The organism is Pseudarthrobacter naphthalenicus, assembly GCF_029076445.1.
GTDB lineage: Bacteria > Actinomycetota > Actinomycetes > Actinomycetales > Micrococcaceae > Arthrobacter > Arthrobacter naphthalenicus.
Genome location: NZ_JARESG010000004.1, coordinates 1 through 18,880 on the forward strand (window position 1 = coordinate 1; position 18,880 = coordinate 18,880).

22 protein-coding genes are annotated in these 18,880 nt (G+C 66.0%); 15 read left to right on the forward strand and 7 right to left on the reverse strand.

What is annotated here, in order from left to right:
* Positions 1–245 precede the first annotated feature (245 nt).
* A complete protein-coding gene (locus PY310_RS04985) occupies positions 246–1,016 on the forward strand; it encodes a lytic transglycosylase domain-containing protein (protein WP_275213146.1) in 771 nt (256 codons plus the stop codon).
* A gap of 51 nt (positions 1,017–1,067) precedes the next feature.
* On the opposite strand, the gene PY310_RS04990 is transcribed toward PY310_RS04985, so the two are convergent.
* Complete coding sequence (locus tag PY310_RS04990; RefSeq protein WP_275213147.1) at positions 1,068–1,487, reverse strand: response regulator transcription factor; 420 nt, start codon at positions 1,485–1,487, stop codon at positions 1,068–1,070.
* Between the two features lie 59 nt (positions 1,488–1,546).
* On the opposite strand from PY310_RS04990, the gene PY310_RS04995 reads away from it, so the two are divergent.
* Positions 1,547–2,089 carry a DUF488 domain-containing protein gene (locus PY310_RS04995; protein ID WP_275213148.1) on the forward strand — a complete coding sequence of 181 codons (543 nt, stop codon included), beginning with the start codon at positions 1,547–1,549 and terminating at the stop codon, positions 2,087–2,089.
* A 9-nt stretch (positions 2,090–2,098) separates the two neighbouring features.
* Here PY310_RS04995 and PY310_RS05000 read toward each other — a convergent pair whose 3' ends face one another.
* Entirely contained in the window at positions 2,099–2,842 is a 744-nt protein-coding gene (locus PY310_RS05000; protein ID WP_275213469.1) for a GAF and ANTAR domain-containing protein, read from the reverse strand.
* A 298-nt stretch (positions 2,843–3,140) separates the two neighbouring features.
* Between PY310_RS05000 and PY310_RS05005 the strand changes: the two genes are divergently transcribed.
* Positions 3,141–3,731, forward strand: coding sequence for an adenylate kinase (locus PY310_RS05005; RefSeq protein WP_275213149.1), 591 nt, complete (start codon positions 3,141–3,143; stop codon positions 3,729–3,731).
* On the forward strand, positions 3,728–4,600 hold the full coding sequence (locus tag PY310_RS05010) for an NAD-dependent epimerase/dehydratase family protein (RefSeq protein WP_275213150.1): 873 nt from the start codon (positions 3,728–3,730) through the stop codon (positions 4,598–4,600). Before PY310_RS05005 ends, PY310_RS05010 begins: the two co-directional genes overlap by 4 nt.
* 29 nt (positions 4,601–4,629) lie before the next feature.
* Here PY310_RS05010 and PY310_RS05015 read toward each other — a convergent pair whose 3' ends face one another.
* Positions 4,630–5,475: a FadR/GntR family transcriptional regulator gene (locus PY310_RS05015; RefSeq protein ID WP_275213151.1), complete on the reverse strand. Its 846-nt coding sequence runs from the start codon at positions 5,473–5,475 to the stop codon at positions 4,630–4,632.
* Between the two features lie 137 nt (positions 5,476–5,612).
* Between PY310_RS05015 and PY310_RS05020 the strand changes: the two genes are divergently transcribed.
* The 6 genes from PY310_RS05020 to PY310_RS05045 all read left to right on the forward strand — a co-directional run bounded on the left by PY310_RS05020 (position 5,613) and on the right by PY310_RS05045 (position 11,679).
* On the forward strand, positions 5,613–6,905 hold the full coding sequence (locus PY310_RS05020; protein WP_275213152.1) for an ABC transporter substrate-binding protein: 1,293 nt from the start codon (positions 5,613–5,615) through the stop codon (positions 6,903–6,905).
* 130 nt (positions 6,906–7,035) lie between these two features.
* A complete protein-coding gene (locus tag PY310_RS05025) occupies positions 7,036–7,977 on the forward strand; it encodes a carbohydrate ABC transporter permease (RefSeq protein ID WP_275213154.1) in 942 nt (313 codons plus the stop codon).
* The gene (locus tag PY310_RS05030; RefSeq protein ID WP_275213156.1) at positions 7,974–8,849 is read left to right on the forward strand and encodes a carbohydrate ABC transporter permease; all 876 of its coding nucleotides are present in this window, start codon (positions 7,974–7,976) and stop codon (positions 8,847–8,849) included. Before PY310_RS05025 ends, PY310_RS05030 begins: the two co-directional genes overlap by 4 nt.
* Before the next feature lie 6 nt (positions 8,850–8,855).
* Complete coding sequence (gene dgoD / locus PY310_RS05035; RefSeq protein WP_275213157.1) at positions 8,856–10,004, forward strand: galactonate dehydratase; 1,149 nt, start codon at positions 8,856–8,858, stop codon at positions 10,002–10,004.
* Positions 10,005–10,009: 5 nt separating this feature from the next.
* Positions 10,010–10,693, forward strand: coding sequence for a bifunctional 4-hydroxy-2-oxoglutarate aldolase/2-dehydro-3-deoxy-phosphogluconate aldolase (locus tag PY310_RS05040; protein WP_275213159.1), 684 nt, complete (start codon positions 10,010–10,012; stop codon positions 10,691–10,693).
* Positions 10,690–11,679 carry a sugar kinase gene (locus PY310_RS05045; protein ID WP_275213160.1) on the forward strand — a complete coding sequence of 330 codons (990 nt, stop codon included), beginning with the start codon at positions 10,690–10,692 and terminating at the stop codon, positions 11,677–11,679. Before PY310_RS05040 ends, PY310_RS05045 begins: the two co-directional genes overlap by 4 nt.
* A 15-nt stretch (positions 11,680–11,694) precedes the next feature.
* Here the strand turns inward: PY310_RS05045 and PY310_RS05050 are convergent, their stop codons facing one another.
* The gene (locus PY310_RS05050; protein ID WP_275213161.1) at positions 11,695–12,558 is read right to left on the reverse strand and encodes an oxidoreductase; all 864 of its coding nucleotides are present in this window, start codon (positions 12,556–12,558) and stop codon (positions 11,695–11,697) included.
* Positions 12,559–12,745: 187 nt separating this feature from the next.
* Between PY310_RS05050 and PY310_RS05055 the strand changes: the two genes are divergently transcribed.
* Complete coding sequence (locus PY310_RS05055; RefSeq protein WP_275213163.1) at positions 12,746–13,609, forward strand: NYN domain-containing protein; 864 nt, start codon at positions 12,746–12,748, stop codon at positions 13,607–13,609.
* Between the two features lie 34 nt (positions 13,610–13,643).
* Here PY310_RS05055 and PY310_RS05060 read toward each other — a convergent pair whose 3' ends face one another.
* On the reverse strand, positions 13,644–14,753 hold the full coding sequence (locus PY310_RS05060) for a DNA alkylation repair protein (protein ID WP_275213164.1): 1,110 nt from the start codon (positions 14,751–14,753) through the stop codon (positions 13,644–13,646).
* 66 nt (positions 14,754–14,819) lie between these two features.
* Between PY310_RS05060 and PY310_RS05065 the strand changes: the two genes are divergently transcribed.
* Positions 14,820–15,617, forward strand: coding sequence for a phosphatase PAP2 family protein (locus tag PY310_RS05065; protein ID WP_275213166.1), 798 nt, complete (start codon positions 14,820–14,822; stop codon positions 15,615–15,617).
* A gap of 7 nt (positions 15,618–15,624) precedes the next feature.
* Here the strand turns inward: PY310_RS05065 and PY310_RS05070 are convergent, their stop codons facing one another.
* Positions 15,625–15,945, reverse strand: a complete 321-nt coding sequence (locus PY310_RS05070; RefSeq protein ID WP_275213168.1) for a MerR family transcriptional regulator — start codon at positions 15,943–15,945, stop codon at positions 15,625–15,627.
* Positions 15,946–16,090: 145 nt separating this feature from the next.
* Between PY310_RS05070 and PY310_RS05075 the strand changes: the two genes are divergently transcribed.
* From PY310_RS05075 to PY310_RS05085, 3 genes are all read left to right on the forward strand, one after another.
* Complete coding sequence (locus PY310_RS05075) at positions 16,091–16,513, forward strand: Hsp20/alpha crystallin family protein (RefSeq protein ID WP_275213470.1); 423 nt, start codon at positions 16,091–16,093, stop codon at positions 16,511–16,513.
* Between the two features lie 73 nt (positions 16,514–16,586).
* On the forward strand, positions 16,587–16,955 hold the full coding sequence (locus tag PY310_RS05080) for a J domain-containing protein (protein ID WP_275213169.1): 369 nt from the start codon (positions 16,587–16,589) through the stop codon (positions 16,953–16,955).
* A gap of 26 nt (positions 16,956–16,981) precedes the next feature.
* Entirely contained in the window at positions 16,982–17,359 is a 378-nt protein-coding gene (locus PY310_RS05085; RefSeq protein ID WP_275213170.1) for a hypothetical protein, read from the forward strand.
* On the opposite strand, the gene PY310_RS05090 is transcribed toward PY310_RS05085, so the two are convergent.
* Entirely contained in the window at positions 17,351–18,829 is a 1,479-nt protein-coding gene (locus PY310_RS05090) for an AAA family ATPase (RefSeq protein WP_275213171.1), read from the reverse strand. The two genes, PY310_RS05085 and PY310_RS05090, sit on opposite strands and share 9 nt — an antisense overlap.
* Positions 18,830–18,880 lie beyond the last annotated feature (51 nt).

Here is an 18,880-nt window from a genome sequence, read left to right on the forward strand (position 1 = left end):
AGGCGGGCAGCCTCCCGCCGATACTCCGGGGTGAATTTTCGTCGTGTCGTGCTCACAAGAACACCTTCCCGCAGAATCCAAGGATCCCGCTACTTCAGGTGTCCATCAACAGAGGTTAACCCCAGAGCGTCCTGAGGGGAGGGGCGGGACGGGGGGGACGTGGGCCGGGGGAGGGCGGCGGCCTGCACCCCGGTGCCGGCGGTTGCCGTTCTCCCGTCGGACTTCAACTCGATAGGATCAACAGCGTGCTCCGACTCAAACGCCTTGCCGTTTTCTGCGTATTCGCGATTTGCGTGATCACCGCAGGGGCGTTCTGGGTGCTCCGGGAGTCCGGCGCGGACGCCGGCACGGCCCTTCCACCTCCGCCGCCGCGGGCGGCCGTGAAACTCGAAACGCTCTCCACCGGCCTTGCCACTGCCGTCAATGTCACGCGCAACGCGGACGCTGAGTGGCTCGTCCAGGCTTCCGCACAAACCGGCATACCCGCCCGCGCGCTTCGGGCTTACGTCAGTGCGGCTAGCGCTGCCAATCATGCCGCTCCGGGGTGTGGGATCGGCTGGAATACGGTGGCGGCGATTGGCTTCGTCGAGTCCGCCCACGGAGCTTACGGCGGCGGAAGCCTGTCTGCCGCCGGGCAGGCGACCGGGCCGATCGTCGGGCCGAGCCTGGACGGCGACGGATTTGCCGCCATCGCTGATACCGATGCCGGCGTGCTGGACGGGGACCCCCTCTGGGACCGAGCCGTGGGACCCATGCAGTTCATTCCCTCCACCTGGAAGCTTGCGGGACAAGACGGGAACGGTGACGGAAAAGCGGACCCCTTCAATGTCGACGATGCCGCCCTCAGCGCGGCCGGCTATTTGTGTGCTCACGGCCGCAATCTCTCCGCCGCAAACGGGTGGACTGCGGCCGTCTACTCCTATAACCAGTCCGGTGCCTATGTGGATCAGGTGCGCCGCCAGGCCACGTCCTACGCTGAAGAGACCGCCGCGAGGACCAGCACAGGGCTGAACTAGCGGAGTCCGGCGCGGGGCTGAACTAACAGGGCCCGGTGAGGGCGGGACCGCCTAGTGAGGCTGGCAGGAGGCGGGGTTCTGGCCCGTGCCGTCCTGGCTGACAACGGTCACCGGACACAGCTGCAGTGCCACCTCACGCAGTTCCTTGGGGCGAAACGGCTTGGTCAGGTAAGCGGCGGCCCCGGAGGCCATGCCGGCCAAAATGTCATCCTCTTCGGACCTGGCCGAGAGAAACAGCAGGGGAGCGGCATTCAGGGCGCGGATGGCGCGGGCCACCACGTGGCCGTCCATGTCCGGTAAGCCAAGATCCAAGGTGATGAGCGAAATGCCGGGATCCGCGGCGGCCGCAATGCCCTCGGCGCCGGTGGCCACCGTGCGCACGTCAAAGCCCGCACGGATCAGTACCACGGTGATCAGCCCGCGGATGTCGGCGTCGTCCTCGATGACGAGGCAGACTTGTTGAGTTTCCATAAAGCCCCCAGAGCCAGCTTCCCACCAGTCTACGGCTGCGTGGGTGGAGAATCGCTACTATGACGCCTTCCGTGCCACACCTACCGCTGCTGACCGTTGGCCACGGCACCACCGCCCAGGAGGACTTCAAGGCCCTGCTGGCTTCGGCGGGAGTCCAGTCCCTGGTGGACGTCCGCATTGCTCCCGGAAGCTGGAAGTTTCCGCACTTCGGCAAGGACCTGCTGGCGCAATGGCTGCCAGAGGCGGGCGTGTCCTACCGTTGGGAGCAGCGGCTCGGCGGATTCCGCAAGCTGCCACCGGATTCCCCGGACGTGGCACTGCGCAACGAATCGTTCCGGGCCTACGCCGCGTACATGCGGTCGCCGGAGTTTTCCCTGGCCCTTGACGAGCTCCTGGCACAGGCAGCACAGGAGCCCGTGGCCATCATGTGCAGTGAGACCGTGTGGTGGCGGTGTCACCGCCGGCTCATCTCTGACCACGTGGTGCTGCTTCGCCACGTGGACGTGCGGCACGTGATGCCCGGCGGAAGGCTGACGCCCCACCAGCCCACCTCCGGCGTGCGTGTCAACGGGAGCGAACTGGTTTACGACGCCGGGACCTAGTGCCGCCGGTTACTCGTCATAGTGGGTTTCCGCAGGGCCGTGTCCCAGGGCGTTGACCACGGCGGCGGCGACGGTGTGCAGCTTGGAGTTGCGGGTGCTGGAGGCGGCCTTGAGGAGACTGAAAGCCGCCTGCTGGCTGCACCGGTTTTGGGCCATGATGATGCCCACGGCCACGTCGATCACGGTGCGGCTCTCAAGGGTGGCACGCAGGTGGGCCGCGGTGTCACTGTAATGCGCGAAACGGACCGCCAGGCGCAGGGCCAGGGACGTCTGGCGGACAAAGTCCTCGGCGGTTTCGAGGATGCGGCCCTCAAAGCGGCCGGCACGGTGGGAGTACAGGAGCAGGGTGGCTTTGGTTTCGCCCTCCTGCTCGAAGGGAATCGCCAGCACGGACCGGACGCCATGGGCCAGCACCGCTGCGGAGTACCCGGGCCAGCGGTCCTCGTCTCCCAGGTCGGGGACATGGACGGTGCGGTGGCCCTCGGCCGCAGTGATGCCGGGGCTGTCGCTGGACTGGTACTCCAGCTGGCTGATCACTTGGGCGGGATCAGCGCTGCTTGCCACCGTGGCGGCCTTGCGCTGGCGCAGGAGAGTAATGCCGCACAGCACTTCGTCACCGGGCACGCAAAGGGTGCGCGCTGATACGCGCGCCAGTTCGGCCAGGAACTCCTCAACATCGGTGCTGTTGAGGAGTTCTTCATGCAGGTGATCAGTAATTGATGGAGCTGTATTTGCTGTCGACTCGCCGGCCACGGTTCTTGGTGCCATTCACTCAGGTCAAGACGACCCGGCAATCCCGGCGCACATCCTGCCGTGACGGCTTGAGCGTGGCAGGAATCGCTGGATCGACGAACTGTCCAACGGCCTGCTGCTAAACCGATAACCAGAAGTATATACAGCCCTGGCCAGAGCAAATGTCACATTCAGGGGCCCTGCCGGACGGCGCGGACTCTGGCGTTGTGCGGCCACTTGCGGGCAGAATGTAGCTCACGTTGGCGCTGCCGGCGGTTCACCCGAAGCCAACCGGCCATAACGCCGCGGAGGGACAGCTATGACCAGACTGCTCATCATCGGGCCGCCCGGCTCCGGCAAGGGAACTCAGGCGGTCCACATCGCCAGGCATTTCAAGGTCCCTGCCGTATCCACGGGCGAAATCTTCAGGACCAATGTCAGCGCGGAGACGCCGCTGGGCCAGGAGGCAGCGCAGTATCTCGACGACGGCGCTTTTGTCCCCGATCATCTCACCAACGCGCTGGTCCGGGAGCGTCTGCGTGACAGCGACGTCCGGCCCGGGTTCCTGCTGGATGGGTATCCCCGCACGGCACCTCAGGTCATGGAACTGGACAACATGCTCGCCTCGCTCGGCCACCGGCTTGACGCGGTTGTTGAACTCCGCGCCCCGGATTCCGAACTCGAGCAGCGGATGATCCAGCGCGCCAAGGAACAGGGGCGCAAGGATGACACCGTGGACGTGTTCCGGCGCCGGCTGGAACTGTACCACCGCGAAACCCACGAAGTGGTGTCGGTTTATGCCGGCCGGGGCATGGTGGTATCGGTGGACGGCAGCGGGGAGCCCGGTGCCATTACCGAACGGGCAATTGCCGCCGTCGAAAAGTTCCTTGCAGCAGGAGTAGCACCATGAGAATTGCAGTAACCGGTGGAAGCGGAAAGCTCGGACGGCATGTGGTCCGCAGGCTCAATGATGACGGCCACCAGGTCCTCAACCTGGACCGGACAGGTGAAAGGAACCCGGGACTCGCCATCGTGGACCTGCGCAACTACGGCCAGGTATTGGATGTGCTGCTGGGCCTGGACGACAGGCACAACGGGTTCGACGCCGTCGTCCATCTGGGGGCGATCCCGGCGCCGGGCATCATTCCGGACGCCGCCACGTTCGAGAACAACATGCTCTCCACCTACAACGTCTTCCAGGCGGCACGGCGGGCCGGCATCAAGAAGGTGGTTTACGCCTCGAGCGAGACCGTGCTGGGGCTGCCTTTCGACGTTGACCCGCCCTACATCCCGGTGGATGAGGAGTACCCTGCCCGGCCCGAAAGCACCTACTCCCTGGTCAAGCACCTTGAGGAGCAGATGGCCATCCAGCTGACCCGGTGGGATCCCGAGCTGAGCATCACCGGCCTGCGGTTTTCCAACGTGATGGACCCGGAGGACTACGAACGGTTCCCGGAGTTCGACGCGGACGCCGCCGCCCGGAAGTGGAATCTCTGGGGGTACATTGACGGACGCGACGGGGCCCAGGCGGTAGCAAGGGCGCTGGAACACGGCAAGCCGGGTTTTGAAGCGTTCATCGTAGCCAACGCAGACACTGTGATGTCCCGGTCCAGCGCCAGCCTCGCGGCGGAGGTGTTCCCCAACGTGCAGGTGACCAGGGAACTCGGCGAGCACGAGACCTTGCTGTCCATCGACAAGGCCAAACGGCTGCTCGGATTCAAACCCGAACATTCATGGCGTTCGTACCACCCGAGCCGCCGCACGCCCACCGAGGACTGAGCCACCAGGCAGTTCGCCACGGGACCGCCTTAAGCGGGCGGTTGGGAACGGGAGTCCGACGGCGGCCGCTGGGGGGCGTCGTCGGGCTCTCCCGCCTGCCGGGACGGGTCCGGCCGGGTTGGGTCCGGCCGGGTTGGGTCCTGGTCTGCGCCGGCGTGGTGCTCGGACCAGATGTGTCCCACCTCTTCGGCGAACTGTTCCACGATCCTGCTCATGGCGGCATGGGCGGCGCCGGCCTCGCCCCGCTGGATGGAACTGGCCACATCAACGTGCAACTGCAACGCTTCGTGGTGCGGCAAATGCGGCATGAGGCCGTGCTCGGCCCTGCCGGTCAGAACTTCGGCCACCAGGTTCTGGAGCTGGGAAAACATGGCGTTGCCGGAAGCCCCAAGCACCGCGGCATGGAATTCAACATCAAGCCGGAGGAATTCCTCCTGGTCTCCGCGCTGGCCGGCGGACCAGAGGCGGGCTGCCAGCGAAACCAGCTCGCTGCCGGCGTCCCAGGAGGCACGCTCAGCGGCGAGCCGGGCGGCCTGCGGCTCGATGGCGCCGCGCAGTTCATTCAGCGCCTGGAGTTGCTCCAGGCGCCGGGATGAGGCCAGCCGCCAACGGATCACCTGGGGGTCGTAGAGGTTCCATTCCTCTTCCGGCTGCACCACGGTGCCAAACCGGCGCCGCGACGCCAGCATGCCCTTGGACGACAGGACCCTCGCCGCTTCCCGGACCACGGAACGGGACACGCCGTGCTGCGCCTCCAGCTCATCCAGCCGGACGATCGAGTGCGGCGCCAGCGACCCCTCGGCAATGGCGAGTCCCAGGCTCTGAACCAACGCTGCATGCCGGTCGATGGGAGACTCCGCCTTTGGGGTTTTCATGGCTAAATCATACTCGTTACCCAATAAGGGTTGTTTAAGTCTGCCTTATTTACCTATGCTCTTCTCCAGAGCAGATGTAAAGAGGCATTTGTATGTGGCTGGACAGTGACGTCAGCCCGGAAAAGCAAGGAGTCGTTATGAAGCGACGTTCAGTAGTGAAGTATGCGGCAGTGGCCGCCGCGCTCTCGCTGGGGCTGACAGCCTGCGGCGGCAGCGGCAGCAGCGACGCAAAGGGATCGGGAACAGTCCGCGTGACGCTGGCCAACCACGTCTGGACCGAAGGCATCAAGGCAGCCATCCCCGAATTTGAGAAGTCCAGCGGCCTCAAGGTCGAGCTGACCCAGCTCGGTGAAGACCAGCTCTCGGACCAGTACAACGTCAAGCTCAACGCCGGCAGCGACGAGATCGACGTGATGATGTATCGTCCGCTCCAGGAAGGCAAGGCGTTCGCTAAGAACGGCTACCTCGCGGACCTGACCAGCAAGGTGTCCTCGGATTCCAACTGGGACTGGAAGGACTACCAAGAGGGCCCGGTCAAGGCCACCACTGCTGACGGCAAGGTGGTGGGTGTCCCCATCATCACCGAGCGTGAGGTCCTTTACTACCGCAAGGACCTGCTGAAGGCCGCCGGCCTTGAGGTTCCCAAGACGATGGAAGAGCTCGAAGCGGCTGCCAAGGCCATCAAGGCAGCAAACCCGGACACCGCCGGATTCGTGGCCCGCACCGGCAAGTCCGCGGCCGTCACCCAGTTCTCCAGCTTCCTCTACAGCTTCGGTGGCGATTTCACCGATTCCAGCGGCAAATCCGCCGTCAATTCGGATGCTGCCAAGAAGGCCTACGCCTTCTACGGCGGACTGATCAAGAACTACGGCCCGGCCAATGTCAGCACCGACATGAGCTGGCCCGAGGCCATGGCCATCTTCACCCAGGGCAAGGCGGCCTTCTACACCGAGGCTGATTCGCTCTACAAGAACGCCACCGACCCGGCCAAGTCCAAGGTTGCTGATTCGGTTGGGTTCGCTGCCCTGCCCGCCGGCCCCGCCGGTTCCAAGCCGTACAACATCCCGTCATGGGGCCTCGCAGTCAACCAGGCTTCGGCCAACCAGGACAACGCCTGGAAGTTCATCGAATGGGCCACCAGCAAGGACCGCACCCTCGCGGCGCAGAAGGCCGGCGTCCCCGGACCCCGCGCCTCTGTTTGGGCCAACTCTGAAGGCACGTCCACGTACCCGAAGGACCTTGCCGAGGCCATCGCAGTCAGCGCCAAGAACGGCGTCGGCCACGACCGTCCCCAGGTAGTCACGGTGGGCAAGGCACGTGAAATCGTTGGCGAGCCGATCGTTGCCAGCATCACCGGCGCGGACGCTTCAGCTGCCGCGGACTCGGCCCACGAGGCCTTCCAGAAGTTCCTGGACAGCGAAAAGAAGTAACGCACCCGGTGCACCAACGCGGGCACCCCACCCCGGTGCACCACCCGGCCGGGGCGGGACGGCAGCGACGCTGCCCTCCCGTCCCGGCCGCACTTCACCACCCCAACTCTTGAGGCGAACCATGTCTGTAATGACTTCTCCCCGCAGCGCAGCCCGGAATTCAGGCCGTGCCCCCAACGGCCGCGAAAAATTCTCCGACTGGGCCAACGCACACCGGAAATGGCTATTCGCCGCCCCGGCCATGGCCTTCGTGGGCGTCCTGATCGTGTTCCCGCTGGCCTGGACCCTGTACCTGAGCCTCACCGACTCGCAGGGATCCGTCCGGGCGGCCACCGAGTTCATCGGCCTGGAAAACTACCTGACCGTCCTGTCCGACGTCGAACGCTTCTGGCCCGCGGTGGGCCGCACCCTGACCTTCACCGGCATTGCCCTGGTCTGTGAAGTGGTTCTGGGCATGGGCATCGCGCTGCTGCTCTGGCGCCCGTTCCGCGGCGAGAAGTGGGTGCGTGTGGCCATCCTGCTGCCGCTGGTGGCAACGCCGGTGGCCGTGGGCATGATGTGGCGGCTGATCTTCGATCCCAACATCGGCTTCGCGAACCAGCTGCTCGCCGCCGTGGGAATTCCGGCGCAGCCCTGGCTCTCAGGCCAGGAGACTGCGCTGGGCACCACCATCTTCATGGACGTGTGGCAATGGACCCCCATGGTGGTCCTCATCCTGCTGGCCGGCCTGACGTCGCTCTCCGAGGAGCCCGATGAGGCGGCCCGGATGGACGGCGCCAACGCGTTCCAGCGCTTCTTCTTCATCACCCTTCCCCTCATGATGCCCACGGTGATCGTGGCCATCCTGCTCCGGGGCATCGACGCCCTGAAGACCTTTGACATCCTGTACGCCACCAAGGGCAAGGGCGGCGGCTCCTTCCACGAGGTGGAGACCCTGAACGTCTACGCCTATGGCCTGAGCTTCGACTACAACCAGTACGGGCTGTCCTCCGCGGTGCTGATCCTGTTCTTCATGATCATCATCGGCTCCATGTGGCTGCTGACCATGCGCAAGAAAGCGGTAAGCAAATGAGCGTCCTGACCCAAAACCAGACGTCCGCGGGGCAGCCGCTCCGCCGCCCCAGGAAACCCCTCGGGACCCGTGCCTACAAGGTGTTCCGCGTGGTGGCGCTGATCGCCGTGGTCCTGTTCCTGATCGCACCCCTGATCTGGATGCTGCTCGCCTCGCTGAAGACCAATGTGGACATTTACGACACCGCCAAATCGTTCATCTTCAGCCCCACGTTCGAGAATTACGCGAACGTCCTCCAGCGCAACAACTACTTCGTCTTCATCTTCAACAGCTTCTGGGTGGCGTTCGTTTCCACGGCCCTCTCGCTGGTGCTGGGCGTCCCGGCCGCGTACGCCATGAGCCGGTTCACCATGCACCGTTCCGCCCTGGTGGTCCTGATGGCCCGCGTCATTCCCGGCGTTTCGCTGTTGGTGCCCTGGTACTACGTGTTCTCCAACCTGAAAATGGTGGGCGGCTTCGAGGTGCTGATCCTCAGCCACATGTTCGTGGCGCTGCCTCTGATCGTGTACATCATGATGAGCTACTTCGATTCCCTCCCGCTGGAACTGGAGGAATCGGCCCAGGTGGACGGTCTCACCCCCATCGGCGCGTTCCAGCGCATCACGCTGCCGCTCTCGGTCGCGGGTATGGCCACCGCGGGCATCCTGAGCTTCATATTCTCGTGGAACAACTTCATGTTCGCCCTGGTGTTGTCCGGGTCCAAGACCAAGACGCTGCCCGTGGCCATCTTCGACTTCGTCTCCTACGCCAGCATCGACTGGGGTGGACTCATGGCGGCGGCCACCGTGGTGACCATCCCCATCATGATCATTGCGCTCTTCACGCAGAAATACATCGTGTCCGGCATGACCGCCGGCGCCACCAAGGGCTAGGCCAAGATGACCATCATCAGCAGAATCGAAACCTTCCTGGTCGCACCCCGGTGGCTGTTTGTGCGGATCGAGACGGACAGCGGAATCGTCGGCTGGGGCGAGGCAACCTGCGAGGGGCGCAGCGAAACGGTGCGCACCGCCGTCGAACAGCTCTCGGAGCTGCTGATCGGCAACGATGCCCTCCGGATCGAGGACCACTGGCAGGTCATGACCAAGGGCTCCTTCTACCGGGGCGGGCCCATCCTGGCCAGCGCGGTTTCCGGGCTGGACCAGGCACTATGGGACATCGCCGGCAAGCACTTCAACACCCCGGTGCATCAGCTCCTGGGCGGCCATGTCCGCGACCGGATCCGGATGTACGGCTGGGTGGGCGGGGATGAGCCCAACGAGGTGGCGGACCAGATCAGCGCCCAGCTGGAAGTGGGCCTCACCGCCGTCAAGATGAACGCCAGCGGCCGGATGAGTCCGGTCGCCTCGGTGGCAGAGATCGACGGCGTCATCCGCCGTGTTGCCGCGGCCCGCGAAGTGCTGGGGGAGCACCGCGACGTGGCAGTGGATTTCCACGGCCGCTTCAGCCTGGCCAACGCCCGGCGGGTGGCGCCGCTGCTGGAGCCGTACCGGCCGTTCTTCCTTGAGGAGCCGGTGGTGCCGGAGAACACGCACCTGCTGCGCGAATTCACCTCCTCCACCACCACACCGGTTTCCACCGGTGAGCGGCTATACAACCGGCAGGAATTCCTGCCGGCGCTGCAGGCCGGCATCGCCGTGGCACAGCCGGATCTCTCCCACGCCGGCGGCATCACGGAGGTGCGCAAGATCGCCTCGCTCGCGGAAATCTACGACGTCCAGCTCGCCCCGCACTGCCCGCTCGGCCCCCTGGCCCTGGCGGCCTGCCTGCAGGTTGGCTTCGCCACGCCCAACTTCCTGATCCAGGAACAAAGCATCGGCATCCACTACAACAAGGGCGCCGAAGTGCTGGACTACGTGGTGGACAAGACCCCGCTGAAGTTCGTGGATGGCCACATTGAACGGCTGACCGGACCGGGCCTCGGCCTCGAAATCGACGAAGCGGTGGTCCGCGCCGCGGACAAGCGCGGCCACGCCTGGCGCGGGCCGGTCTGGCGCCACGCGGACGGAGCCTTTGCAGAATGGTGAACCACATGAATGCTGTCAGCCCCGAAACCCTGCTCGCCGGAATCAAGGAGGCCAGGCTCGTGGCCATCGTCCGGGGCACGGCCGGTGCGGCCGCCGCGAAGGCGGCCCTCGCCGCGATGGAGGAAGGCTTCCGGTTCGTCGAAATCGCCCTGACCACGCCCGGTGCCCTTGACGCGATCCGTGAGGTACGGGCCGCGGCGCCCGCCGGCTGCTACGTCGGCGGGGGAACGGTGCTGACGGCGCGGGACGTGGACAACGTGGCAGAGGCGGGCGGCCAGTTCATGGTGACGCCGGCGCTGGCCGCATCTATCGCCGAGTCCGCCCGGCAGGGGATTCCCGTCCTGGCCGGCGCCCTCACCCCGAGTGAGGCGTACGAGGCGATGAACCGCGGCGCCACGGCGGTCAAAATGTTTCCCGCGTCCATCGGCGGCCCCGGTTACCTGAAGGCCCTGCGCGACCCGTTCCCCGGAATCCCCTTTATCCCGGTGGGCGGGGTGGGCCTCGATGAAGCTGCAGGATATTGGGAAACGGGAGCGGTCGCCGTCGGGCTCGGCGGGCCGCTGTTTGGTACCGCCGGCTCCGGCGGCGACCTCGCGCCCATGCGGGAGCGTGCCCGGGCGTTTGTGGATCTCGCAGCCGCTTTCAACCGCCGGGCCGCCGCAGGCGCGGCGGGAGCAGGCACACGGTGAGTTCCGGCGTCGACCTTCTGACCTTCGGCGAGTCCATGGTCTCGCTGCGCTCCGCCGGGCCGCTGTCCGCCGGCGGGAGCCTGGCCATGCACGTGGCCGGTGCGGAATCGAACGTGGCCGTTGGGGTTGCCCGCCTGGGCCACAGCGTCAGCTGGGCCGGGGTCATCGGGGCGGACCCGCATGGCGAGTACATCCTCCGGCAGTTGCGCTCGGAGGGGATCCACGTCCGGCACCGGGTGGACGCGGTCCGAAGCACCGGGGTGATGTTCCTGGAGCAGCGGACGGCCGACCTCACCCGGGCGTTCTACTACCGCACCGGTTCCGCCGGTTCCACGCTCAGCCGGGACGACGTCGATCTCGCTTTGAACGCCGGCCCGCGTATCCTGCACCTGACCGGCATCACCGCCGCCCTCAGCGCCGAGGCGCGGGCAGCGTTCGGGTATGCGGCCGAGCGCGCCGCGGCGGAGGGCGTGCTGGTTTCCCTCGACGTGAACTACCGCAGCAGGCTCTGGACCCGGGACGAGGCGCGTGCCGTCCTGGCCCCGCTCGCCCGGCATGCGGACATCCTGATCGCGTCCGACGACGAACTGGACCTCGTGGCAGCCGCTGGCCCGGGTGCCCATCCCTTCGGCGGCGCCACGTCCGACGACGCCGAGGCAACCGTTGCCCACGAGCTCCTGGACCGCGGGGTCAGCGAAGTGGTGGTCAAGCGGGGTGCCCACGGAGCGGGCGTCCACACGGCCACCGGGCGGTTCGAGACGGCCGCCGTGGCCGTAACCAGCATCGACACTGTTGGCGCCGGGGATGCATTCACCGCCGGCTACCTCTCCGCAGTGCTTGACGGCGGCGACGTGCCGGCGAGGCTCGAACGCGGCGCGGTGATGGGGGCTTTCGCCGTCAGCACCGCCGGGGATTGGGAAGGGCTGCCCGGCCGGGATGAGCTGGACATGCTTGCCGCCACCCAGAGCGGCGCCACCGTCCGCTGAGAGCAGAGGGATCCGCTAACGCTGCCCTGGTGTGAGGCCGCGACCCGGATAGGCCTGGATGTCCGTGCTGAGGCTGAGCTCGCGCCACCGGTCCAGGTCGGCGCGTTCCGCCTCTGCCACGGCGGCAAAGGCGCCGACGGCGTCCGTGCCCAGCACCAGCAAGGCCGGCGGCTCGGCGCTTTCGACAATGGCGATGATGGCTTCGGCGGCCTTGGCCGGGTCTCCCGGCTGGGTACCGTCAACGGTGTCGTTCTCCTTGCGGCGTTTACCCGCCGTCTCGGCGTAATCGTCGATTGGCTTCGCCGACTGGGTGAGTGACCGGCCGGCGAAGTCCGTTCGGAAGGCGCCGGGCTCCACGGCCGTGACGCTGATCCCGAGCGGCTGAAGCTCCTTGTGCAGGGAACCGGACAGGCCCTCCACAGCGGCCTTGGTGGCGGAGTAGTAGCCGGAACCTGCGGGCTTGATTCGGGCTCCGATGGACGAAATGTTGATGATGGCGCCGGACCTCCTGGCCCGCATGTCCGGAAGGACGGCCTTGATCATGTCCACGGTGCCAAAAACGTTTGTATCGAACAGTTGCCGGATGTCGGCGTCGTCCGCTTCTTCAACCGCGGCGCGGTAGCCGTATCCGGCGTTGTTAACCAGCACGTCTATCCCTCCGAAGCGGGCTTTGGCCTGCTCCACGGCCGATGTGATCCGGGCCCGATCGGTGACGTCGAGGGGCAGGGCCAAGGCCCTGTCCGGATGGGCTGCCGCGATGTCCTCCACGGTGGTGACGTTGCGGGCCGTGACGACGGCGTTGTGCCCGTGCGCGAGGACGGCCTGGGCGAGGGCGCGGCCGAGGCCGGTTGAGCAGCCTGTGATGAGCCAGGTAGCCATGGGTTAGTTTCCTTTCGGGAGTGACAGGACGGACTGTGTTCGTTCCACTAGCCAACCGCACATTCGCCGGCTGTGGGAGTGCCTGGTGAGACAGGTACCGGCGTTGCCTGTCACGTGGCGTTGACTCGAGCGGCTCCCGGCGGCGGATAGGCTCAGTCCTACTATTCGCGTGGGGGAGGACGGTCCAGTGCCAGTGGAGCAGAAGCGCAATGTTGCCATATTCCTGGACATGGAAAATCTCTTCGGCGGCTACGGCAAAGACGTCGCCACGCTGCCCCTCGCCAAGATCGTCCGTGACATCGAAGCGGAAGTGGCCCGCAGTGGCCTGGGCGGGCGGACAGCCCTGGCCCGGGCCTACGCCAACTGGTCCCGGCCGGACATGGCCGGTTACAAAGGCCAGCTTCTGGCCGGCAACATCAAACCCGTCCAGGTGTTTTCCTTTGACCACAGCACCAAGAACGCCGCCGACATCGAGCTCGTGGTGGACGCCCTGGAAGTCGCGGGGGACATGCCGTGGATCGAGCTCTTCGTGATTGTCAGCGGAGACGGTGACTTCGTGCCGCTGATCCGGCGGCTTCATGCCTTGGGAAAACGGTCCTTGGTGGCAACCACGTCGCAGCCTGCTGCCGGTGTGGTCAACAAGCTGCTGCCGGCCGTCGCCGACCATTTCCATGTCATCGACGTCCCGAAACCACCCGCCGCCGAGCCCGTTAAAGCGGCAGCCCAGCCAGCGAAGAAGGCCGCCGAGCCGGCCAAGAAAACCCCGCCAGCCAAGAAAACCCCGGTTCCAAAGACTGCCGCGCAGGCTCACCCCGAGCTCAAGCTCTACAAAGCAAGCGTTCATGGCTTTATCAAAGATGATCCGAGCCTCTGGGTGAACGGGCAAGTCAGTGTGCAGCGGCTGGGGTCCCTGCTGCGGAAGAGGTGGCCCAACATCACCTACAAAACGTTCGGCTATGCCACCCTCACTCGCTTTGTCGAGGAGTGCTGCGGGCTCAAGGCCGCTGCGTCGCCAGCCGTCGCCGTTCGGCAGGACGTCAGCTCCTCCTAGGTCCCGATGGTGCTGGACCCCGGTGGCCCGCGCGTCAGGTCCGGACGTCGAACTCCGTGTGGCCGTGCCGGATGCCGTTGATCTGCAGTTCGAGGGCGTGCAGTCCGGCGTGGTGCACCCGCGTGGTCATGGGTCTGAAAGCGTGGCGCTTGGCCAGCGTTCGTGTTTCGCCCGAAGCAAGGGTCAGCGCCGCCAATTTGAAGATTTTCGCGGACTGGCTGCCGTTGGCTTTGCGGTAATGCACCGCATAGTCCACCGAAAGCCGGGCCTCCGCGGCGCCAGTGTTGGAGATGTCGAATTCGAACCGGAGGTCCGCCGGCATGGCCACCACCTGCCGGTCCAGCCGCAGGGCCGTCACCGCCACGGATGCCGGGGCAAACCCTTGAAGTGCCAGCGCACCCGGATGGCCCTTTTTGATCAGCGTCCGCAGGCCGTGCCGCACCACCCAGGCCGTATTGGCATCCGGGGCCGCCAGCCAGTGGGCCGCGGTGGACACTGCGGCCTCCGGCGCATGGCGGGCCAGGTCGTTGAGGTGGTTGGCAACTGAGCGCCGGACGTAGTCCGAAGGGTCGCGGTAGAGGGCATTGAGTATGGGGAGTGTTGCCTCAGGCTGCTGGATCAGGGCGGGGATCCGCACCGCCCACGGAAGGTAGGCGCGGGTCCCCTCCGAAGCCAGGCGGCGGACGTGTTCATCGGGGTGCCCCGTCCACCCGAGGACTGCCCGCAGGGAAGCGTCCACGTCCCTGGCAATCAGCCGACGGATGGCAAACTCGCCGGTGAGCCGTGGCGTCAGTTCGGTGAGGAGCGCCAGGCAGTCAGCGAAGTCCGTGCCACTGTCCGATTCGAGGGCCAGCGTCACAGCCGCCTCGGAGACTGGCCACAGGACCCAACCCTTAAATCCCGGGTCAGCCAGCGCGGCGCGGAAGGTAACAGCCGCCGTCGAAAAATCGCTCCCGGGGATCTGGCGGAAATCTGCCAGGAGTGCAGCAGAGACCTTGTCCGTCCTGCCGCGGAGGCTGAGCTCGCTGAGCCCGGATGCCACCGCCATCACACTGGACCACCGGGTGCCTGGTGCCCGGTTCGCCAGGATGCCGGCAAGCGCTTGAACATTTCCGCGGTTGATCAGCTCGTTCATGGCACCCATCCGGTCAGGCTACAGGGATAGTCTTCATCTCAAGGAAATTTAACAGCGCAGGGACGGAAGTCGAACGTGGCAGAGCAGGCAGGATCGGGAAAAGCGGGGAATGGCGCGAGTTGGTGGCGCACTTTCCGTGAGAAGTTCGTGGTGGAAGAACGCTACATAGAGCCAGCGGCACGCAGGGGGCTGTACCGTGCAGCGGTGATCCTGATGGCGGTCGGCACCCTGGCGTTCGTCGTTGCGCTGGTGGGGGTGGTGCAAAGCGGGACAGCACCGTGGGGCCCGGACGAACCGATCCGGGACTGGCTTCTTGGCACCCGTTCCGAGACGCTCACCGCCGTGATGATCTTCCTCGCTGTGCTCTTCGGCCCGATCGCCTTGCCCATCATCGTGCTGGTGGTCACGGTGGCGTGGGGGTTCGCGGCAAAACACGCCTGGCGGCCGATTGTCCTGGCCGCCGCGATGCTTACCGGGGTGATCATCTCCCAGATCATCCTGCAAATTGTCCGGCGGTCCCGTCCGCCGGTGGACCTGATGCTCTTTGGTGCCGACCATACATTCTCGTTTCCTTCAGGCCACGTCCTGGGGGCGTGCGACTTCCTGCTGGTGGGCACGTTTCTGATCTTCTCGCGGCGGGAAAACCCGCGGGCTGCCGTGCTGGGATTTGTGGGGGCAGGAATCGGCATTGTGCTGGCCATTGCCAGCAGGCTCTACCTTGGCTACCACTGGTTCAGCGACGCCTTCGCTTCGCTGTCCCTCTCGCTCATCATCCTGGGCGCCTACATTGCCTTGGATACCTGGCGCACTGCCCGGATCCCCGGCGAACGCATCACGGGCGAACTTTCCAAGGCCGACGCACCGGGCGACTAGTGCTGAGCTAGTGCTCGCGGAGTGAGCGTTCGCGTTTGAGGGCACGGCGCAACTTGGCGTTGGCGGCCTCAAGTTCGAGGACCTTGGCCACGCCGGCCAGGTTCAGTCCCTGCTCCAGCAGCTCTCCGATGTGAAGGAGAATGGCGATATCGGCGTCACTGTACTGGCGCGTCCCGCCGGAGGTCCGGGCGGGCCGCAGCAGGCCGCGCGTCTCGTAGAGGCGGATGTTCTGCTGCCCGGTGCCGGCCAGTTGGGCGGCCACCGAAATGGCATAAAGTGCCCGCCCGGACGGGGCTTGCGGTGCGCGTACTGAGGGTGGCTCGCTCATGCCGGCTCCCAAAATTCCTGTCGAAAATGTCTTGCCCCAGTTTCGCACGAGTGCTATAAAAAATCTATACCCACTGCCATAGATAGTTGGGGTGGCGGGTATGGTACGGAATCATGCAACTGCATTGCTGAAGGAGTGGGAAATGATGTTGATGCGTACGGACCCGTTCCGTGAGCTGGACCGGCTCACCCAGCAGGTCTTCGGTACCGCGGCCCGTCCGGCTGCCATGCCCATGGACGCCTGGCAGGAAGACGGTGAGTTTGTTGTGGCGTTCGACCTGCCCGGTGTCAAAGTCGACAGCGTGGACTTGAACGTTGAGCGCAACGTCCTGACGGTGCGGGCGGAACGCCTGGACCCCACCCAGCCCAACGTTGAGCTGGTGGCCTCGGAACGTCCACGCGGTGTGTTCAGCCGCCAACTGATCCTCGGCGACACCCTGGACACGGAACACATCAAGGCCAGCTACGACCAGGGCGTCCTGACCCTGCGAATCCCCGTGACGGAGCAGGCCAAGCCGCGCAAGATCGAGATTGAAACAAAGGGCCAGATGCACGAGATCGGAGGTTAGCCCTTCCCCCGGGGGCGCCGGCAGCCGTTGCCGGCGCCTCCTGCGCCCCACGGATAATTGCCGGAATGCCGTCATGAACAGTCAGCCGGATTTCTACGAGGTCCTGCGGGTGAAGCCAACTGCAAGCCAGCAGGAGATCTCCCGCGCCTACCGGGCCTTGATGCGCACCCATCATCCGGACCTCGGCGCGGACGGCGGCGCAACGGACGGCGGCGAGCTCTCGCGGGCCGAGTTGCTGCAGATCATGCAGGCCTTCTCGGTGCTGCGTGACCCCGCCCGGCGTGCGGCCTACGACCGAAGCCGCACCGGAACAAGCACACCAGGCGGGCAGGGTTCCGGTCCGGTCGTCATCCCGGTCCGGAGGGTGAACCGGCGCCATGTGCCCGCAGGCAACACCATCCGGATCACCCCGGTCCGCTGGGAAAGCGGGCCCTGGACCTAGCCCCATGCACACCAGAGGAGCCACCCATGAGCGATTGGCGTCGCTACGATTCCCATCTGATCCCCGCCTTCCAGGAACGCTTCGAAGCGCGCTGGGGTAAAGGCACCGCCCCGTTCCTGGACCCCGAAGCCCACGAAGAGCCGCTGCCGCGGGCGCAGTGGATCAACCCCGCAACCGGTGCGGCTCTGGCTGTGGTGCCGGTGTGGACGGCGGAGGAGCGTCAGCAGCGCTCATTCGGCGTGTTCTACCTACCGCCCGCCGGCGACATCTGGGTGCTGCGGCCGGGCTACACGGGCTACCTCGAACCGGCGGACGGCGACACCGAACACCTCGTCAGCCTCCGGAACGATGCCTACCGCAAGGCCGTGGCCCACGCCAAAGAGTTCCTCTTCGGATCACAGTGAGGCCGGGCCCGAGAATTCTGGACCCGGGAAGCCGGGGACAGGCGGGCCTTGGAAACCCGGACCGGGAAAGCGGGATCCGGCTCCGGCCGTCGCGTCCGGACCGCTGCCCAGCAGGCTGCGGGTGAGCGTTTCGGCGTCGGCCATCAGGTCCTCAACCGCGGCGCTGAGGTGGGCATCGGACACCGGACCGCCTTCCAGCGCAGCGGCCACCACCGCCCGGCGGACCAGTTCACGGGCAAAGGACGCGGTGGTCCCCTCGGTCTGTTCCGCGGCCGCGTCGAGGGCTGCAGGGCTGAAAGCCACCAGCCTGCCGTACAGCTCCAGCAACCGGACCCGCTCGGCGTGGGCCGGGAGGGGAATCTCGACGGCCAGGTCCACCCTGCCGGGCCGTTGCGCCAGTGCCCGCTCCAGCATGTCGGGCCGGTTGGTGGTGAGGACAAAGGCCACATCGGCGTCCGGGTCCAGGCCGTCCATCGCATCCAGCACTTCGAACAAAAGCGGCTGCGGCCCGTGCCCGAAGCTCCGGTCCTCGGCGATGAGGTCGCAGTCCTCCAGCACCACAATGGACGGCTGGAGCGCCCGTGCCATGCGGGCGGCGTCGGAGATCCGGGCCAGTGAACCGCCGGAGAGGAGGATCGCCGTGGAGCCTTCACTCAGGCTGAGCAGATGGCGCACGGTGTGCGTCTTTCCGGTTCCCGGCCTGCCGTAGAGCAGGATGCCGCGTTTGAGGTGCTGGCCGTGGTCCCGGAGCGACTCGCGGTGGGTGGCAATTCCAACCGTGTGGTCCACCACCTTCTGGAGCAGCCCCGCGGGCAGGATAACGTCCGACGCCGGGAGGCTGGGGCGGTGATGGAACGTCACCCCCGCCGTGCTGGGGCCGTACTCGGACATCACCAGGGAAATGACCTGGCCCTTGAGGACGCTGTTGTTTTCCATCCGGAGGCGGAACTCCGCCAGGAAGTGCGTGGCCGCTTCCGGGTTGGCGGCCATCACCTCCAGCGAGGCGGCCTGGCGGCCGGAACGCGGTTCCGCGTTGCGCTGCAGCACCGCCAGCGGGCTTCCCGCGAAGGCGAAAAGCCAGAGGCCGAACGCCACGGCCTGCCGCTGTTTGTCCGGCCCCACCGCCAGGTTGGCGTAGTCAGGCTGGGCAAGGGGAAACTGGGGAAAGAGCTGGGACTGCTGGACCATATCGCTGAAGGACTGGTGGTGGCGCTGGCCGCCGCCGCCAATCCCCGTCAACCTGCCGGCGGGGTCCTGCGCGGCGAGTTCTGCCATCACGATGTCCGCGTCCACAAACCTGTGTGCCGGGATCATCTCCTCGATCACGGAGACGCCCTCGGCAGTTACGCCCAGATGCTCCGTCAAAGCCTCAAGGAGTTGTTGGCCTTCCTGTTGCCGGTGCCTTCCGGCCTGCGCCAGTTGTACCAGCGCACCAAAGTTGTCGATGAACTTCCCCAGTTTTTCATCCATGCCCAGACCCTAGCAGTCCGCTCCGACAGAGACCCCGCGGTATAGCATTCT

Excerpts from the sequence above, each read along its gene's own strand:
- PY310_RS04990 (WP_275213147.1), bottom strand. The coding sequence starts at position 1,487 with ATGGAAACTCAACAAGTCTGCCTCGTCATCGAGGACGACGCCGACATC.
- PY310_RS04995 (WP_275213148.1), top strand. The coding sequence starts at position 1,547 with ATGACGCCTTCCGTGCCACACCTACCGCTGCTGACCGTTGGCCACGGC.
- PY310_RS05005 (WP_275213149.1), top strand. The coding sequence starts at position 3,141 with ATGACCAGACTGCTCATCATCGGGCCGCCCGGCTCCGGCAAGGGAACT.
- PY310_RS05010 (WP_275213150.1), top strand. The coding sequence starts at position 3,728 with ATGAGAATTGCAGTAACCGGTGGAAGCGGAAAGCTCGGACGGCATGTG.
- PY310_RS05015 (WP_275213151.1), bottom strand. The coding sequence starts at position 5,475 with ATGAAAACCCCAAAGGCGGAGTCTCCCATCGACCGGCATGCAGCGTTG.
- PY310_RS05020 (WP_275213152.1), top strand. The coding sequence starts at position 5,613 with ATGAAGCGACGTTCAGTAGTGAAGTATGCGGCAGTGGCCGCCGCGCTC.
- PY310_RS05025 (WP_275213154.1), top strand. The coding sequence starts at position 7,036 with ATGACTTCTCCCCGCAGCGCAGCCCGGAATTCAGGCCGTGCCCCCAAC.
- PY310_RS05030 (WP_275213156.1), top strand. The coding sequence starts at position 7,974 with ATGAGCGTCCTGACCCAAAACCAGACGTCCGCGGGGCAGCCGCTCCGC.
- dgoD (WP_275213157.1), top strand. The coding sequence starts at position 8,856 with ATGACCATCATCAGCAGAATCGAAACCTTCCTGGTCGCACCCCGGTGG.
- PY310_RS05040 (WP_275213159.1), top strand. The coding sequence starts at position 10,010 with ATGAATGCTGTCAGCCCCGAAACCCTGCTCGCCGGAATCAAGGAGGCC.
- PY310_RS05050 (WP_275213161.1), bottom strand. The coding sequence starts at position 12,558 with ATGGCTACCTGGCTCATCACAGGCTGCTCAACCGGCCTCGGCCGCGCC.
- PY310_RS05060 (WP_275213164.1), bottom strand. The coding sequence starts at position 14,753 with ATGGGTGCCATGAACGAGCTGATCAACCGCGGAAATGTTCAAGCGCTT.
- PY310_RS05070 (WP_275213168.1), bottom strand. The coding sequence starts at position 15,945 with ATGAGCGAGCCACCCTCAGTACGCGCACCGCAAGCCCCGTCCGGGCGG.
- PY310_RS05075 (WP_275213470.1), top strand. The coding sequence starts at position 16,091 with ATGTTGATGCGTACGGACCCGTTCCGTGAGCTGGACCGGCTCACCCAG.
- PY310_RS05080 (WP_275213169.1), top strand. The coding sequence starts at position 16,587 with ATGAACAGTCAGCCGGATTTCTACGAGGTCCTGCGGGTGAAGCCAACT.
- PY310_RS05085 (WP_275213170.1), top strand. The coding sequence starts at position 16,982 with ATGAGCGATTGGCGTCGCTACGATTCCCATCTGATCCCCGCCTTCCAG.
- PY310_RS05090 (WP_275213171.1), bottom strand. The coding sequence starts at position 18,829 with ATGGATGAAAAACTGGGGAAGTTCATCGACAACTTTGGTGCGCTGGTA.